This window comes from Hymenobacter lapidiphilus (assembly GCF_003417065.2).
GTDB lineage: Bacteria > Bacteroidota > Bacteroidia > Cytophagales > Hymenobacteraceae > Hymenobacter.
Genome location: NZ_QVLT01000004.1, coordinates 68,798 through 84,400, shown reverse-complemented (window position 1 = coordinate 84,400; position 15,603 = coordinate 68,798). Strand labels below are relative to the sequence as shown.

The window sequence follows — 15,603 nt, the reverse complement described above, 5'->3', positions numbered from 1 at the left end:
GAATTGGGTTTAGGTTACTTCAACACGGCCACCGTCACCCCGTCGCCGCCGCGGTCGGCGTGTTCTTCGGCTACGCTGGCTACTTCGCGGGTGCGGTGCAGGTAGTCGCGGGCAATCTGGCGCAGCACGCCGTTGCCGCGGCCGTGCAGGATTCTGATTTCCGGGATGCCCAGCATGATGGCGTCGTCGACGTAGCTCTGGATTTTGGTTACGGCGTCCTCGGCCCGCTCGCCGCGCAGGTCCAGCGTGGGGTTGAAGGTGGCCATGCGACTGGTGGTGTTGAAACCCGAACTGGCGTACTGGGCCGGGGCCAACCGGGCCGCCTGCTTCTCCCGCTCCCGGATTTCCGAGCGCGTGAGCTTTTCGAGCTGGCCAATCTTGACGATGGTTTTCATGCCGCCAAACGACACCTCGGCCGTTTTGCCCTTCACGCTCATAATTTCGCCGTGGCCCTCCTGGCCCATCAAGGCCACTTTGTCGCCGGTTTTGAGCGTGGCGGCATCGGCCAGCTCGCGGGTGGCGCGGGCCTTGGGCGGCTCAATCTGCAGCTTCTCGCGCACGAAGGTGTCGAGCTTGCCGCGGGCCTCCTTGGTGCGCTCCTTGTCGGCCTGGCCCAGCCGGATTTCCTGAATGGTGGCCTCGATTTTCTGGTTGGTATCGCGCAGCAGCGTTTTGGCCTGGGCCTTGGCCGTGCGCAGAGTTTCCTGGGTGGTGTCGTCGAGGTAGCGCTTGAGGTCCTGGTATTCCTGGGCGGCTTTCTTGAGGCGGCGCTCGGCTTTGGCAGCTTCGGCGGTGTGGTGCTCCAGCTCGGTTTTCTCCTTTTCGAGGCCTTCGAGCAGCTGGTCGTAGCGGATTTTATCCTTGCCTACGAGTTGGCTGGCCCGCTCCACAATCTGCCGGGGCAGACCGATTTTGCGGGCAATTTCGATGGCAAACGAGGAGCCCGGCTTACCGATTTCGAGGCGGTAAAGCGGCTGGAGCTTGTCGGGGTCGTAGCGCATGGCCCCGTTCACGATGCCGGGCGTGCGCTCGGCGTAGTTCTTCAGGTTGGTGTAGTGGGTGGTGATAACGCCGAAAGCGCGGGCCCGGTTGAGTTGCTCCAGCACCGCCTCGGCAATGGCCCCGCCCAGGCTGGGCTCGGTGCCGGTGCCGAATTCGTCAATCAGCACCAGGCTGCGCTTGCTGGCCAGCGTTACGAACTGCTTCATATTGAGCAGGTGCGAAGAGTAGGTACTCAGGTCGTTTTCCAGGCTTTGTTCGTCACCGATGTCAATAAAAACATCATCGAACATGCCGGCCTCCGACTTCTCGCCAGCCGGAATCAGCAGCCCGCACTGCAGCATGTACTGCACCAGGCCCACCGTTTTCATGCTCACCGACTTACCGCCGGCGTTGGGCCCCGAAATCAGCAGAATCCGCTGCTCGGGCGTCAACTCGATGTCGAGCGGCACCACTTCGCGGGGGTCGTCCTTGGCGTGGGCCAGGAAGGTGAGGTAGAGCAGCGGGTGGCGCACCTGCTTCCAGCGCATCATGGGCTGCGGGTGCAGGATGGGCAACGTGGCTTCGATGCGGCGGGCCAGCTGGGCCTTGGCGCGGATGAAGTCAATGAGCCCCAAATACTGGTAGGCCTTGCGCAGGTCCGGAATGTGGGGGCGCAGCTGGGCCGTGAGCTGGGTGAGAATGCGCATCAGCTCGCGCTGGTAGGCATTATCGAGGTCCTTGATGTCGTTGTTGAGCTCGAACACGGCCTCGGGCTCGATGTACACCGTCTGGCCGGTGGCCGACTCGTCGTGAATCAAACCCTTAATGCGGCGCTTGTGCTCGGCTATTACCGGCAGCACCAACCGCCCGCCCCGGATGGTGGGCTCGACGCCCTCGGGCACCCAGCCCTGCTGACGGGCGTGGCGCAGAATGCTGCCAATCTGCTTGCGCAGCATCATTTGGCGCGAAATCAGCTCCTGGCGCAACTGGCGCAGCAGCGGCGAGGCATCGTCGCGCACCTGGCCCTCGTCATCTACCACCTTATCGATGGCGGCCAGCAGATTACGGTCGACCTGCACGCCGATGCCCAGCAGGCGCAGCGTAGGATAGAAGTCGTCCTCGGCCCGCGAGAAAAACAGGAGCGCCTCGCGAATGGTGCGCAGGCTCATCTTGATGGCGAAGAATGCCGACACATCGAGGTAGGAACCCGGCAGGTTGGCCCGCACCAGGTACTGGTTCACGTCGTGGTAGTGACTGCTGGGAAAGTCGACGCCGCTGTTGAGCAGCTGGCGGAACTCGTCGGTTTGCAGCAGCAGCTTCTGCAGGGGCTCGGCCTGCGTCTGGAAGCTCATCTTGCTCACAAAATGGCGACCCAGGCCGCTTAGACACAACTCGTTGAGCATGTCGCGGAGTTGCGAGAAGCCTATTTTCTGCTCGAAATTCTGAGGAAGAATCAAATTGGGTGCTAGGTAGTAGGTACTGGGTAATTGGATGGCAGTGCGAAGATAAACAGCTAGAGGGCCGGGAAAGATTCAGCGGCGTTAATAAAGTGTGAGTATTGGGATTTATTGGGCTTTCGCCTGCTTGCTCCGCGCGTTCCGCCACGCCGCCAGATACGCCAGGCCGTTGCCATACACTAAGAATAACGAGCCCGTTTTGCCCGGTTTCAGGCCGTACAGCAACAGATACCCGGTAAAGCCTACCATGGCCACTAAAATCAGCCAGCCAATGGCATTGCCGACGGGCTTTTCGAAAAAGGTCTTTTCGCGCAGAATGCTCACCGGTGCGGCGGCTGTTGTAGCTGGTGGCACGTCGGCAATCTGGGCCTCAAAATCGGCCACCAGCGCCGGAAAGTCACCCTCGTCGCAGAAGGTGGAATTGTAGCCGATGACTACCGGCTTCCCGGTCGGCAGGCGCAGCAGCAGCGACTCATTGCCGTTGTACTCATTATGGGCATACGAAACAATTTCCCGCAACAACACCTGCCGCGCTGTTCCGCCGGTGGGCTGAACTGTCAGAGTTTCTGCCGTCAGTGTCACTTGGGTTGTTCCTACGGCTAGCTTTTTTATCAGGTAATAGCCTACGCCGGCCCAAGCAGCCACCCAAATGCCACATTGCACCATCGTCAGGCCTGTGGGCAGCAATAAAATACCGACCAAACACCCAACCATTCCAACGAGTAAAATAGCGAAGGCTGGCTTGGGGTGCAGCGTGTGCAGGGTATATGTCTTCATAAAATGTTGTTGGTCGTGGCCTTACCGCTTCTCCTCCACCCCCAGCCCAAACAGCGCAAAATCGTACTTCACTGGGTCGGCAGCATCGAAGCGGCGCAGGTTTTCGGTCAGCTCCTCGGCGGCGCGCCAGTCCACTACCAGGCGAGTGAGCAACCCCAGTTGCCGGGCTTGCCGCTCGACGTGCACGTCGATCGGGCAGATGAGGTCGGCGGGCGAGAGGCGCGTCCAGAGGCCGAAGTCCACACCCTGTTCATCTTGGCGAACCATCCAGCGCAGGTACATGTTCAGGCGCTTGCAGGCTGAGCCGCGGGCAGGCGTAGCCACGTGTTTGCGGGTGCGCTGGGGCGCATCGTCGAGGCTGAAAAACAGGGTATGAAAATTCTCCAGCCGCTGCTTCTGGGTGGTGCCCTGCAGGAACGCGTCTTCCAGCGACGCGTGCTGTCCGTAGTACCAGCGCAGCCAATGCACGAAATACAGCAGGTCGGTGTCGCAGAAGGTGCGGTGGCAGAAGCCCAGCAGGCGCTTCAGGTCGTCGTCGTGGTGCTGGGTGACGAACTGGTGGGGCGCGTCGTCCATGCGGCGCATCAGTTCCCGGCACTTGCTGATGATGGTGGGCCGCCGCCCCCAGGCCAGCACTGCCGCAAATAGGGCGCTGATTTCCACATCGGCCCGCGCCGTGAACTGGTGCGGAATGCTGATGGGGTCGAGGGCAATAAAGCCGGGCTGGTTGTAGCGGCGGTACTGTTCGTCGAGCAGCGCCCGCACCTGGGCGTGGTTCATATTTTAGTATTGAGTACTTGGTATGGAGTAGTGAGATTGACGCTTTGCAGTCGTTAGTATTAGCAAAGTCGAGTCTCATTACTCCATACCAACTACTCACTAACAGCCTACGGCACGTAGCTGGTTTCCACGCGGAAGCGCTGGTCGGGGGTGGCGAGGCGCTGCACGGCGCGCTTGGAGAGGCGCAGCAGCACCTTGTCGTTTTCGCCGGTGTCGGGCAGCCGGCCGATAACGCGCACATACACCGCCTGGCCATTCATGATGTTGCGCACCTCCATGATGGTGCCCACAGCGGCCGTTTTGTGCAGGGCCAGATACTTGTCGGAGGCATCGGTGGGGATGACCATGGCCAAGCCGCTTTCCGTGACGCGGCGCCCGGCTTCGTTGACGCGCACCGGGGCGGGTGTTTCCTTGGCTTCGGGCTTAGCGTCGGGCTCGGGCGTTACGGCCGGCGAGTTTGCTTCGTCGCGGGCTTGTCGCGCTCAGCGTCGCGGATCACGGCCTTTTCGCGGGGCGGTGGGGCGAGCAGCGGCCACTACGGGGGCGGGCGGGCCAGCCGCACCAGTGGCCGGGGCCGCCACAATCACCACCTCACCAACCCGCACGCTATGGTCGGTTGCGAAGCCGTTGAGGCGGGCCAGCTCGGCGGGCGTGGTCTGGAAGCGGCGGGCAATGCCGTAGAGCGTCATGCCGGGCGTCACTTTGAACACGCGGTTGCCGTCAGCATCGGTGGCGAGGGCGCGCACGGTGGCCGCGGCGGGCGCGGCCACTGCTACGGGAGCCGCGGGGCGGGCCGGAGCGGGCGTAAGCACCACCCGGGTACGCGGAATGAGAACTATCTGGCCCAGATTGAGCTGGCCCTTCTGGCCCGAATTAGCCTCCACAATGTCCTCGACGGGCACTTTGTAGCGGCGCGAAAGGCCGTAGATAGTTTCGCCGGCCGTCACGCGGTGGCGAATCAGCAGCTTGTTGTTGCGGTACTCCACCCCGATGGAATCGGGTGGGGCCACCGGCGCGGGAGCCGCCCACGCGGAAAGGCCGGAGAAGACGAGGGCGGCGGTCAGCAACGAAAATCGGGACATAAGGAAGCAGAACACGAAGCGGGTAAGCGGGCCGAAACCAGCGCAGCCGCATAAACTTTGCCTAAAGTTACGGATTCAGGCTTTAGCACCGGCTTAAGCCCCCCAAAGCCGCTTATTTCAGAGGCTGCCCGACACTACACGGCCGGCAGTTCGGCGCTTTTGCCGTTTCTTGCGCTTCCTCTATTTACTCCTCCTCTATGCTCGCCATCGGCATCATTCCCGCCCGCTACGCCTCCACCCGCCTACCCGGCAAGCCGCTGATTGACCTGGGCGGCCAGACCATGATTGAGCGCGTGGTGCGCCAGGCCCAGCAAGCCAATCTGCAGCGGGTAGTAGTAGCCACCGACGACGAGCGGATTCTGGCCCATGTGCGCGGCTTCGGCGGCGAAGCTGTCCTGACCAGCCCCAACCACCCCAGCGGCACCGACCGGGTGCGCGACGCCTACGAGCAGCTGGGCGTAACGGCCGACTGCATCGTCAACATCCAGGGCGACGAGCCGTTCATTCATCCCGACCAGATAAACGCGCTGCTGGACCTGTTCGCTAATCCCGCCACCCAAATCGGGACGCTGGTGAAGCCGGTCGTCAGCGAGGAGGAGCTGTTCAGCCCGCACCTGCCCAAAGTGGTGCTCGACAGCCGGGGCCGGGCGCTGTATTTCAGCCGCCACCCTCTGCCCTACCAGCGCCAGCACGCGACTACCGAGTGGCTCGCCTACCATTGCTACCTGCGCCACATCGGCCTCTACGCCTACCGCCCCGAAGTGCTCCGCGCCCTCACCCAGCTCCCACCTTCGCCCCTAGAGCTGGCCGAAAGTCTCGAACAGCTCCGCTGGCTCGAAGCCGGCTACGTCATACAAACCGCCGAAACGGAGCTGGAAACACTGGGCATCGACACGCCGGAAGATGTGGAGCGGGCGTTACAGCTGATTGAGAGCCAAAGCAGCCGCTAAACGTCATGCTGAGCGAAGGCTTACGCCTTCGCTCAGCATGCGTTTAGCGGCGTATGTTACTCCTTACTTCTCCACCACACTGATGGCGTAACCGCCACCGGGGGCGCAGTATTGCTGGAGCTTCGACTTGCTGGTGACGGTGATTTTGCGGATGGCGTAGGCCTGGGGGTTGGTTTCGTAGTGGGCGCCCTTGCCGTCGGCGTAGATGGTAGCCTCGTACTTTTTGCCCGGTTTCAGGAAGCTGAAGCTGATGTTGCTGGTGCGGCCCTGCTCGTCGCAGGTGCTGCCCACGAACCAGCTGCTGCCGCCCTTCTGCAGGCGGGCGATGGTGATGTAGTCGCCGGGCTCGGCTTCGAGGATGCGGGTGTCGTCCCAATCCACGGGCACGTCTTCAATGAACTGGAAGGCGTCGAGGAACTTGTTGTAGGTTTCGGGCAGGTCAGCGGCCATTTGCAGCGGGCTGTACATGGTGACGTACAGGGCCAGCTGCCGGGCCAGGGTGCTGTGCACGAAGGAGTTGTTCTTCGGGTTGTAGGCACTCACCTTGGTCTGGAAGATACCGGGCGTGTAGTCCATCGGGCCGCCCACGAGGCGGGTGAAGGGCAGAATGGTGGTATGGTCGGCGTTGTTGCCCCCGAAGGCCTCGTACTCGGTGCCGCGGGCCGCCTCGTTGCCGATGAGGTTGGGGTAGGTGCGCGACAGGCCGGTGGGCCGCACGGCCTCGTGGCCATTGACCATAATGCGGTGCTCGGCCGCTTTTTTCAGCACGTAGTTGTAGTGGTTGATGAGCCACTGGCTGTAGTGGTACTCGCCCAGCGGCAGCACGTCGCCCACGTAGCCGGTTTTCACGGCGTCGTAGCCGTACTTGTTCATGAGCTGGAAGGCGTCCTCCAGGTGGCGCTCGTAGTTGCGGGCCGCCCCGCTGGTTTCATGGTGCATAATCAGCTTAACGCCCTTGCTCTTGGCGTAGCTGTTGAGCTCGGCAATGTTGAAATCGGGGTACGGCGTCACGAAATCGAACACGTATTCTTTGTGCTTGCCGAACCAGTCTTCCCAACCAATATTCCAGCCCTCTACCAGCACGCCACCAATTTTATGCTGGGCAGCGAAGTCGATGTACTCCTTTACGTGGGCCGTGTTGGCGGCGTGGGTACCGTTGGGCTTCACCTTGGAGTAGTCGATAGAATCGAGCTTGATGTTCTCCATGTCGGTGTACGACCACGAGCTTTTGCCCGTAATCATCTCCCACCACACGCCCACGTACTTGATGGGCTTAATCCAGCTGGTATCCTTGATTTTGGAGGGCTCGTTGAGGTTCAGCACGAGCTTGGATTCGAGGATGCCGGCGGCCCGGTCGCTTACGATAACCGTGCGCCAGGGCGAGGTGCAAGGCGTTTGCAGGTTGCCCTTGTTGCCCTGGGCATCGGGCGTGAGGTGGGCGTTAAGCGTGAAGGTCTTGTCGTCGAGGTCGAGCGAAAGCGTGGAATAATCGACCAGCGCAGCCTCATGGATATTGATATAGAGCCCGTCGGCGCTCTTGAGCATGAGCGGGGTTTGCACGCCGGTGGGCGAGAACTGGGTCTGGGAAGCGTTGCCGGTGATGGCCGCCTTCATTAGCCCGCGCACTTCCGAGAGCTTCGACGTGACGGTGCTGTACTCCTGGGTGTCGTAGTCGCCGGGCAGCCAGAACGCCTTATGGTCGCCGGCCAGGGCGAACTGGGTTTTCTCCTCCTTCACCACGAAGTAGCCCAGTTCGGGCTGGCGCGGAAACTCGTAGCGGAAGCCCAGGCCATCATCAAACAGCCGGAACCGCACCAGCATCGTGCGCTTGGTAGCAGGCTGCGTGAGCGTGAGGGCCAGCTCGTTGTAATGGTTGCGGATGGTTTTCACCTCGCCCCACACCGGGTTCCAGCTCTCATCGATGGCTTTGCGGACGGCATCCGTCTGCACGAAGCCGTTGGTGAGATTGGGCGTGCCCTTGAGCTCCAGGCCCAGCTGGCTGGGCTTGAGCACCGCGCGGCCCTTGTAAGTGAGGCTGTAAGTAGGCGTACCGTCGGCCGTCAGGTTTACGTTGAGCGTCAGCTGCTTATCGGGCGACTGGAGCTGTTCCTCGGCGCGGGCCAGCGTGGCAGTGGTCCACAGAAACGTGAGCAGCAGCAGCAGGCCGCGGCCGAACCGCGAGGAAACGGGGGAAGTAAGCATAGAAACGGGTTGGAGTAGCAGGAATTGGCAAAGTAGCCCTTTGCCGCCGCAAGTTCGGCCGCCGCCGCCGCCCGGGCTACCAGTGCGTTGCCCGGTCCTCGCGCCCCATTGACTATTTGAATAGAAGCGAGAGGTAAGATATGCGAAGCGAGAGGTGAGATAGTTCTGTTCCCCTGAACGGTTCTCACCTCTCGCTTCTAAACTCTCACTTCTCAAAAACCTACTCCTGTTGACGGGCGCGGCGCTGCACGTGGTGCTCGGCGGCGGTGCGGTGCTCGTCCTTCATTTCGCGGGACAGGAAGTAGTTGAGGGCCGTCCGGATAACGGCAATGGCCCCAAGCTTACCAATCTGCTCCCAGCTTGGCGCAATGGTGGTAGAAAGAATATCGGCCCCGAGCTGGAATTCGAGCGCCAGCGCCAGATAACGAGCCAATGTGAGGCGGATGGCCGTGAAGTCGGCCGTTTGGCGCGATGCTAACGCCTTGGCGAACAGGTAGCCCCCCACCACAATACCCAGCACAATGATGCCCGCCCCCACCGCTTCGGCCCCCAGCTTCAGCCACAGCACCGCATGTACCACGGTTTCCTCGACCTGGGTGTAAGCACTGGAAACGTGCGGGAGCGTAACGTCAGGCATCGGTAGTGGGCGAGGTGGAAGGAATTGTACGGTTGTGCCGGAACTGCGGCCAAACCGGTGGGCTTCCGAAGGAAGTTGGCAGGTAAAAACGTGTTGCCCACCGCCGAAGCGTGCTTGAGCTCGGCCTTCTCAGCCGCCGGCTTTCTTGGCCTTATAGCCCTTTTCGAGCAGCAAAGCCAGCACTTTGTCGCGGAAATCACCCTGAATGATGACTTCGCCGTCCTTGGCGTTGCCGCCGACGCCGCAGCGAGTTTTAAGCAATTTGCCCAGCTCCTGCAAATCGGTTTCCTGACCTACAAAACCGGTTATCAGCGTCACCTGCTTGCCCCCGCGAGCCTTCTTATCGAGCTGCACGCGCAGGTTCTGCTGCTGGGGCGGCAGCGTGGCGGCCGTTTGTTCAGTGGGTACATCGTAGCTAAATTCGGGATTAGTGGAATACACCACACCTTGGCGGTTGATTTTCATGATTAGGGATTAGGGATTAGGGATTAGGGAAAATAAGAACGTCATGCTGAGCGCAGCCGAAGCATCTCTACCGCAATGGGTAATCTTGTCGGTTGGTTATTACTTCAACGAAGCGGTAGAGATGCTTCGACTGCGGCTGCGCCTTCTCTCAGCATGACCCGTTCTTTCTCTACCTCTCATCAACTCACTCATTCACCAAGTCACTCATTCACCCCTACACCGCCACTTCCAGCGCCAGTGGCTCCAGCAGTACCTCAAAGTCGGTGGCGTCGGCCACGTAGTCGCCATCGACGTGGAAGCCCAGTGGGGTGGCGGCCTGCACACGGATGTGGCGGCTGCGGTGGAACTGCGCGCCGCCCGAGGTGGGCAGCGTGCCCAGGGCCAGCCCCACGCCTACCCGTACGGCCCGCCAGATGGGCAGCGCGTCAATCAGGCAGAGGTCCAGCAGGCCGTCCTGGATGTCGGCGCGGGGCGCGATGTAGGCGTTGTTGCCATATTGCGAGGCATTGGCGAAGGCCAGCACGTAGCAATGGGTGTCGCGCACGGCCTCATTTTCCAGCAGCAGCTGCACGGCGGTGGGGCGGTAGTGGCGGTATTCGCACAACGCCACTTTCACGTAGGTGGCCAGCCCGCGCGTGCCAGCCTGGGCAAACAGGCGACTAACATGGGCATCAAAGCCTAATCCGGAAGTACAGAAAAACCAGTGCCCGTTGATGCGGCCCGCGTCGATGCGCTGGAAAGTGGGGCGGCAGACCCGGCGGACGGCGGCGGGCAAATCGAGTGGCACGTGCAGGTGGCGGGCCAGGCCGTTGCCCGAACCCCGGGGCACGATGCCCAGCGCCGCGCCGGTGCCCAGCAGGCCCCGCGCCACCTCGTTCACGGTTCCGTCGCCGCCCACGGCCACCACCACCCGGCAACCCGCCGCGGCGGCCTCGCGGGCCAGCTCCTCGGCGTGGCCGGCGTATTGCGTGGGCATAATATCGAACTCGGCCCCGGCCGCCGTGGCATGCTCGGTAAGCAGCGCCGCCACGTTCTGGCTCCGGTTGGTGCCGGAAGTCGGATTCAGAATAAAGCAGAGACGCATTCTTTTGAGCTGTTGGCTAATGGCTGGTAGCTTTTCGTCAGAGAAGCTTAAGCTGACAACAAAAGAACGTCATTCAGAGCGAAGCGAAGAATCTCGCGTGAAATCGTTGGGAATTATCCTGACGATTAACACGCGAGATTCTTCGCTTCGCTCTGAATGACGTTCTATGAACGGTTCACTTAGCACGTTGAGCTACTAGCGTTCAGCTAACAGCTCAAAACCTAGGCGTTCATTTTGTCGCCCAGCATCTTGATGAGGTCGGCGGTGCGGGCGCTGTAGCCGGCTTCGTTGTCGTACCAGCCCACTACTTTCACCAGCGTACCGTTGGCCGAAGTCAGTTCCGAATCGAAGATGCAGCTGTGGGGGTTACCGATGATATCGGCGCTTACCAACGGGTCGGTACTGAACTCCAGGATGCCTTTCATGTCTCCTTCGGAGGCCTTTTTCATGGCGGCATTGATTTCCTCGGCCGTCGCCTCGCGCTTCAGCAGCACGGTCAGGTCGGTGGTCGAGCCATCCGGAACTGGCACGCGCATGGCAATACCGTCGAGCTTACCTTTCAGCTCGGGCAGCACCAGGCCCACGGCCTTGGCAGCGCCGGTGCTGGTCGGGATGATGCTCAGAGCGGCGGCGCGGGCGCGGCGCAGGTCCGAGTGCGGCGAATCCTGCAGGCTCTGATCGGAGGTGTAGGCGTGGACCGTGGTGATGAAGCCCTTCTCGATGCCGAACGTGTCGTTGAGCACCTTGGCCATGGGGGCCAGGCAGTTGGTGGTGCAGCTGGCGTTCGAAATGATGGTTTCGTCGCCGGTGAGGATGTCCTCGTTCACGCCGAGCACCACCGTGGGGATGTTGCCCTTGGCGGGAGCCGAAATCACGACTTTCTTGGCGCCGGCGGTGATGTGCTGGCCTGCGCCGGCCTCATCTACAAAGCGACCCGTGCTTTCGAGCACGATGTCGACGCCCATATCGCCCCAGGGCAGCAGCTTGGGGTCGCGCTCGGCCAGGGCCACAATGCGCTTGCCGTTCACGGTCAGGCTATCGTTGTCGAACTCAACGGTACCGGGGAAACGGCCGTGTACGGAGTCGTACTTAAGCAGGTGGGCCAGGGTCTTGTTGTCGGTCAGGTCGTTGATTGCCACGACTTCCACGTTGTCGCGCGAAAGCAGCGCCTTGAACGTGAGGCGGCCGATGCGCCCGAAGCCGTTGATGGCAACTTTAATTTTAGCCATAGTAGTAGGGGGAGTGGGAAGTTTATCGGCCCGCAACGGGCCGGGGTGAAAACACGCAACGAAGGTAATGGGCTAGGTCCGGATACCCAAATCGGGGGCCTACTGCGGGCTATTTGGGGCGTAACTGGACCTGCTTTCGGGGCCAGTTGCCGGCGTACTCAACTTTTTTTCCAGCTGAAAATCAGCCTATTTATCACTAGAAGCCCCTTTTTTCCACTCCACCCCTTGCACCCCGCAGTCGGCTTCCTATCTTTGCAGCACCAAAACGGAAAAACGCTTCCGTTTTCTAGTCGGTCCGTTCGTCTAGGGGTTAGGACAGTAGATTTTCATTCTACCAACAGGGGTTCGATTCCCCTACGGACTACTTAAAAGCCGCCTCTAAAGGGTGGCTTTTTGCTTTTCCAGCAGTTAGTTACGCGCTGTTTTTAAAATTCTTCCATCCAGAAGGAGACTCCTGGGATGCAGCCGAACCATTCTTTGCCCGAGGGCGAGTTTAAGGTAAGTAGTACGCTAATTAGGTATATGCTAAAAGCAGTTAACCGCCCGAATAAGTGGTGATATCTCAAGTTTTTCTACCTTCACTTTAACACTTATTTCTATTTCTATGCTACCTGAGTTCCTTGGCAGTTTCCGGTCTCAACTCGAACAATATCGGCTTGATTACCTCAAAATTCTGGCCGAGCCTCACCGCGACGCGCCTGCGCTTCCCCTCACCCAAAGCAAGTTTCTGGGCACGCCTTTCCTGCCTATCAGTGTGCCTTACCCGCTGGATGAGCTGGGTAAACCCATGATTCTGCTGGCGCAAATCAACTTCGCCGAAACGCCTGCTTTAGAGCCTTACCCTACTCATGGGCTGCTCCAATTGTTTGTCTCGGCCACCAATTGGTACAGCATGGATGATCACTGCATCCTGTATCATCCTTCGCTGGAAACGGAGCCCCAAACCGACTTTTCCTTTCTCACCCCCGACCTTTACGAAGACTCCCCGATTTACGTCGAGCATACGCTCACGTTTAGTAGGGAAACGGAATACGGGGGCACTCAGGATTGCCGGTTCGATATGACGTTCGAGGGCCTGGAATACTATGAGTACCAAAAAACCTTACCTAAGGCGCAGCAGAAGCAATTAGATGCCTACTGCTACAACACCGGACACAAGATTGGTGGCTATGCTTTGTTCAATCAGCAAGACCCACGAGACTGCTCGGTAGCCACAAACACGCACGTGTTGCTGCTGCAAATTGATATCGATGAAGAGATAATGTTCGGTGACAGTGGGGTGGCCCACGTATTCATCAGCCCAGAGGCGCTGAAAAGCCGGGATTTCGAACAAGCGTATTTTCAGTGGGACTGCTGTTGAGCAACAGGGATTTTTGCCCGCCACCATTTATGTAGTGGCTGTGGAGTCACGTTTTACAACCTGTTTAAGTAGGTTTGAGTAAAATAATCCAGCTGATTATGTACCACTTATAGGCCTTTAACGCTTTTTTTGTGGCTCACTATTGCCCCGCATTATTTGACCCGTATCTTTGCACCACCAAAACCTACCACGGTCCGTTCGTCTAGGGGTTAGGACAGTAGATTTTCATTCTACCAACAGGGGTTCGATTCCCCTACGGACTACTCACTTGGGGGCTACAAGCTCTCAAGTAAAGCCTAAAAAGCTCCCTGCATCATGTAGGGAGGCTTTTTGCATTTAGAGCGATTTCAGCAAATCGGGTCTGCACCGTCAGAATCGGCTTTTCCGTACCGCTAGGCTGAAGGTACAGGCTGTACCTTCAGCAAACGCGACAAATCGTCGCATCTCAACTGCGAATTGGTAGCCCCCAAGGGAGGACTATTATAGAGTTGGGACGTACAATCGTATGGAAAATCATACGAACGACCTCGCAGAGGCCCTACACGGCGCAGTAACCCATCCGGAGTACCCAGACTACCGAATTACCCCCGCTGGGTTGATCTACGACCAGGAGCAGGCCAAATGGGCTGTACTGGGTGCGACCCCTCGTGGCCATTTTGAAGTATGGCTCCGGCAAGTAGATGGGCAGCGTAAGCGCGTGAAAGTCCACCGCATCGTTGCCCAAGCCTTCCTCCCTCCTATCGCGGACAAGGTTGAGGTTGACCACTTGGACCAGAACGTGCAGAACAACGCTATCGGCAATCTGGTCTGGGCCAACCGTAGCGACCAGATGCGAAACCGTCAAGCATCATCGAAAGGCACCTCGCAGTATGTCGGCGTTAGCTTCAACTCGACCAGAGGGCAATGGGTGGCGAAAGCTAAAGTAGGCGGCACGACTTACAGCTTCGGCTACCACAACGACGAAGAAAGTGCGGCCAAGGCGAGAGATACCGGTGCCGCCGCGTTAGGCTTCACGTACATGAATTTCCCAACCGAGTAAGCAAAAAGACCAGCACGAATCTGATTCGTGCTGGTCTTTTTTATAGTTAAATCCGACCTGTATTGAGCCCGGACCCGCTGATAAGCAAGCTTATCTAACTGGCCTCTTTTGGGCTCGATACAGGAGCTCGTTTGAGAGCGGGCTTTTTGAGGCTGGGACACGAACTGTTAAACGCAAAAAGGCCCACTCAGTTATTGAGTGGGCCTTTTCAATTAGAACGGCAGGCTGTTGTATTGCTCCAAGTCCTCCGGCGACAGGCCCGCCAGGTAGGCCACGTGTGCTTCAGCTTCTCGCTGCTGTCTTTCGGCCCGCAACCGCAACGCATCGGCCACCGGCAGCGCATCGAACTTCAGCTCGCCGTACTGATAAGTCCACTGGTAGCGCGTGACGATGGATTGCTCGTAGTACTGTTCCGCGTCCAGCGTCTTGTAGAGCTTGGCAATCACATGGCAAACCTCCCGGCGCGCATCATCGAACTCAGGCAACCGGGAGGCTAGCTGATGCAGGTCGGTAATTGCCTTAATTACTTCGTTTCGGACGGCGTGGAGCTGCATCCGGTACGGCGTGGCTGGGTCTTCCGCTACGGCCACCGTCCAGGCGTTACCGTTGAGCGGCTCCACCGGTGGTTCCCATAGATATAAGCCTCGTAAAAACTTCTCCGATTTGCGGGGCAGCTTTGCATTCTCTTCCGAAGCGCGGATTTTCATCCAGTCCTCGTACTGCGCATCCTTGAGCAGCGGCTGCTTACGAGGGTTGCGGTTGGATGTCGCTGGCGGCGTTTGCGGCGGTAAGCTCGCGTACTTGTCGAGGGAGCGTACTTGCCCTCGGTCCTTTACGGACGGTAGCGTCGGCTCCGGTGTCGGCTCCGCTAACACTTCCAGCTTAACCGGCCCCAAGGAGCTGAGGCCACTGAAGACCATCGGCTTCGGGGTCGGGGTGGGCAAAACGGTCGGGACTTTCGTCGCCCCGGCCTGTAGTTTGAACTGTGCTTTCTTGTTCTTTTTCATGGGTCCTAAGTGGTTAGTCGTTATCGTTGGCGTTGGTTGGCTTGGCCCCGCGCAGCAGGCCACTAAACTCGTCCACGACATCTCGCCGTGGCTGCCCGATCAACCGGCCGCCTTCGATCATCAGCTCCACCAACGCTCCCTCTTCCCAGGCCGCCATTGACTCACGCACCACAAGCAGCTCTTTCGCGTCGCTCTCGTTGCAGCAGCGCAGTAAACCAGCCGTCATTTCCAACGCCACCTGCTGGTGACTATCGATCGACTCTTCCAGGACGGCATCGCACATCGAGCCGTCGAGACCGAACTCGGCCAACCCAGGCTCGGCATCGAGGATGATCTGCAGCAGGACGGCGATTTGGTCCAGCATGGCCTGGTCGGCAGCCGTACGCTCAGGAGCCGGTTGCGCCAGGTGTTCGAGCAGGTAGTCCTGCTGCCGGTTAATAAGATCCCAGCGCAGGGCGCCGATCAGTTCGCTGTAAAAGATGATGGCTTTACGCAGCTCTTTGTCACTATTCATTATCATGGTAAAGGGGGGGGGTGAAGTTTGAAAATTTGG

General features: G+C 59.5%; 15 protein-coding genes and 2 tRNA genes. 5 read left to right on the top strand and 12 right to left on the bottom strand.

Features of this window, described 5'->3' with window-relative positions:
- Nucleotides 1-14: 14 nt before the first annotated feature.
- The 5 genes from D0N36_RS03540 to D0N36_RS03520 all read right to left on the bottom strand — a co-directional run bounded on the left by D0N36_RS03540 (nt 15) and on the right by D0N36_RS03520 (nt 5,077).
- Nucleotides 15-2,438, bottom strand: a complete 2,424-nt coding sequence (locus tag D0N36_RS03540) for an endonuclease MutS2 (protein WP_116939737.1) — start codon at nt 2,436-2,438, stop codon at nt 15-17.
- Nucleotides 2,439-2,546: 108 nt separating this feature from the next.
- Entirely contained in the window at nt 2,547-3,215 is a 669-nt protein-coding gene (locus tag D0N36_RS03535) for a hypothetical protein (RefSeq protein WP_147320732.1), read from the bottom strand.
- Nucleotides 3,216-3,236: 21 nt separating this feature from the next.
- Nucleotides 3,237-3,995 carry a TIGR02757 family protein gene (locus tag D0N36_RS03530; RefSeq protein ID WP_116939733.1) on the bottom strand — a complete coding sequence of 253 codons (759 nt, stop codon included), beginning with the start codon at nt 3,993-3,995 and terminating at the stop codon, nt 3,237-3,239.
- A gap of 107 nt (nt 3,996-4,102) precedes the next feature.
- Nucleotides 4,103-4,390: a hypothetical protein gene (locus tag D0N36_RS03525; protein ID WP_116939730.1), complete on the bottom strand. Its 288-nt coding sequence runs from the start codon at nt 4,388-4,390 to the stop codon at nt 4,103-4,105.
- 87 nt (nt 4,391-4,477) lie between these two features.
- Nucleotides 4,478-5,077 carry a LysM peptidoglycan-binding domain-containing protein gene (locus D0N36_RS03520; RefSeq protein ID WP_116939728.1) on the bottom strand — a complete coding sequence of 200 codons (600 nt, stop codon included), beginning with the start codon at nt 5,075-5,077 and terminating at the stop codon, nt 4,478-4,480.
- Between the two features lie 197 nt (nt 5,078-5,274).
- Here D0N36_RS03520 and kdsB point away from each other — a divergent pair, with 197 nt between their 5' ends.
- On the top strand, nt 5,275-6,027 hold the full coding sequence (kdsB, locus tag D0N36_RS03515; protein ID WP_116939725.1) for a 3-deoxy-manno-octulosonate cytidylyltransferase: 753 nt from the start codon (nt 5,275-5,277) through the stop codon (nt 6,025-6,027).
- Between the two features lie 63 nt (nt 6,028-6,090).
- Here the strand turns inward: kdsB and D0N36_RS03510 are convergent, their stop codons facing one another.
- From D0N36_RS03510 to gap, 5 genes are all read right to left on the bottom strand, one after another.
- Nucleotides 6,091-8,229, bottom strand: a complete 2,139-nt coding sequence (locus tag D0N36_RS03510; RefSeq protein WP_199798300.1) for a glycoside hydrolase family 97 protein — start codon at nt 8,227-8,229, stop codon at nt 6,091-6,093.
- Nucleotides 8,230-8,449: 220 nt separating this feature from the next.
- A complete protein-coding gene (locus tag D0N36_RS03505; RefSeq protein ID WP_116939722.1) occupies nt 8,450-8,866 on the bottom strand; it encodes a DUF1622 domain-containing protein in 417 nt (138 codons plus the stop codon).
- 129 nt (nt 8,867-8,995) lie between these two features.
- A complete protein-coding gene (locus D0N36_RS03500; protein ID WP_116939719.1) occupies nt 8,996-9,331 on the bottom strand; it encodes a translation initiation factor in 336 nt (111 codons plus the stop codon).
- A 214-nt stretch (nt 9,332-9,545) separates the two neighbouring features.
- Nucleotides 9,546-10,415, bottom strand: coding sequence for a diacylglycerol/lipid kinase family protein (locus tag D0N36_RS03495; protein WP_116939716.1), 870 nt, complete (start codon nt 10,413-10,415; stop codon nt 9,546-9,548).
- Nucleotides 10,416-10,636: 221 nt separating this feature from the next.
- The gene (gene gap, locus D0N36_RS03490) at nt 10,637-11,644 is read right to left on the bottom strand and encodes a type I glyceraldehyde-3-phosphate dehydrogenase (RefSeq protein WP_116939714.1); all 1,008 of its coding nucleotides are present in this window, start codon (nt 11,642-11,644) and stop codon (nt 10,637-10,639) included.
- 292 nt (nt 11,645-11,936) lie between these two features.
- Between gap and D0N36_RS03485 the strand changes: the two genes are divergently transcribed.
- The 4 genes from D0N36_RS03485 to D0N36_RS03470 all read left to right on the top strand — a co-directional run bounded on the left by D0N36_RS03485 (nt 11,937) and on the right by D0N36_RS03470 (nt 14,043).
- Nucleotides 11,937-12,008, top strand: a tRNA-Glu gene (locus D0N36_RS03485).
- A 240-nt stretch (nt 12,009-12,248) separates the two neighbouring features.
- On the top strand, nt 12,249-13,004 hold the full coding sequence (locus D0N36_RS03480) for a YwqG family protein (RefSeq protein WP_116939711.1): 756 nt from the start codon (nt 12,249-12,251) through the stop codon (nt 13,002-13,004).
- Between the two features lie 191 nt (nt 13,005-13,195).
- Nucleotides 13,196-13,267 (top strand) — tRNA-Glu (locus D0N36_RS03475).
- Nucleotides 13,268-13,599: 332 nt separating this feature from the next.
- On the top strand, nt 13,600-14,043 hold the full coding sequence (locus D0N36_RS03470; protein WP_190242495.1) for an HNH endonuclease signature motif containing protein: 444 nt from the start codon (nt 13,600-13,602) through the stop codon (nt 14,041-14,043).
- Between the two features lie 212 nt (nt 14,044-14,255).
- On the opposite strand, the gene D0N36_RS03465 is transcribed toward D0N36_RS03470, so the two are convergent.
- Both D0N36_RS03465 and D0N36_RS03460 read right to left on the bottom strand, forming a co-directional pair.
- Nucleotides 14,256-15,050: a hypothetical protein gene (locus tag D0N36_RS03465; RefSeq protein ID WP_116939705.1), complete on the bottom strand. Its 795-nt coding sequence runs from the start codon at nt 15,048-15,050 to the stop codon at nt 14,256-14,258.
- Between the two features lie 13 nt (nt 15,051-15,063).
- Nucleotides 15,064-15,564, bottom strand: a complete 501-nt coding sequence (locus tag D0N36_RS03460; RefSeq protein ID WP_147320731.1) for a hypothetical protein — start codon at nt 15,562-15,564, stop codon at nt 15,064-15,066.
- Nucleotides 15,565-15,603 lie beyond the last annotated feature (39 nt).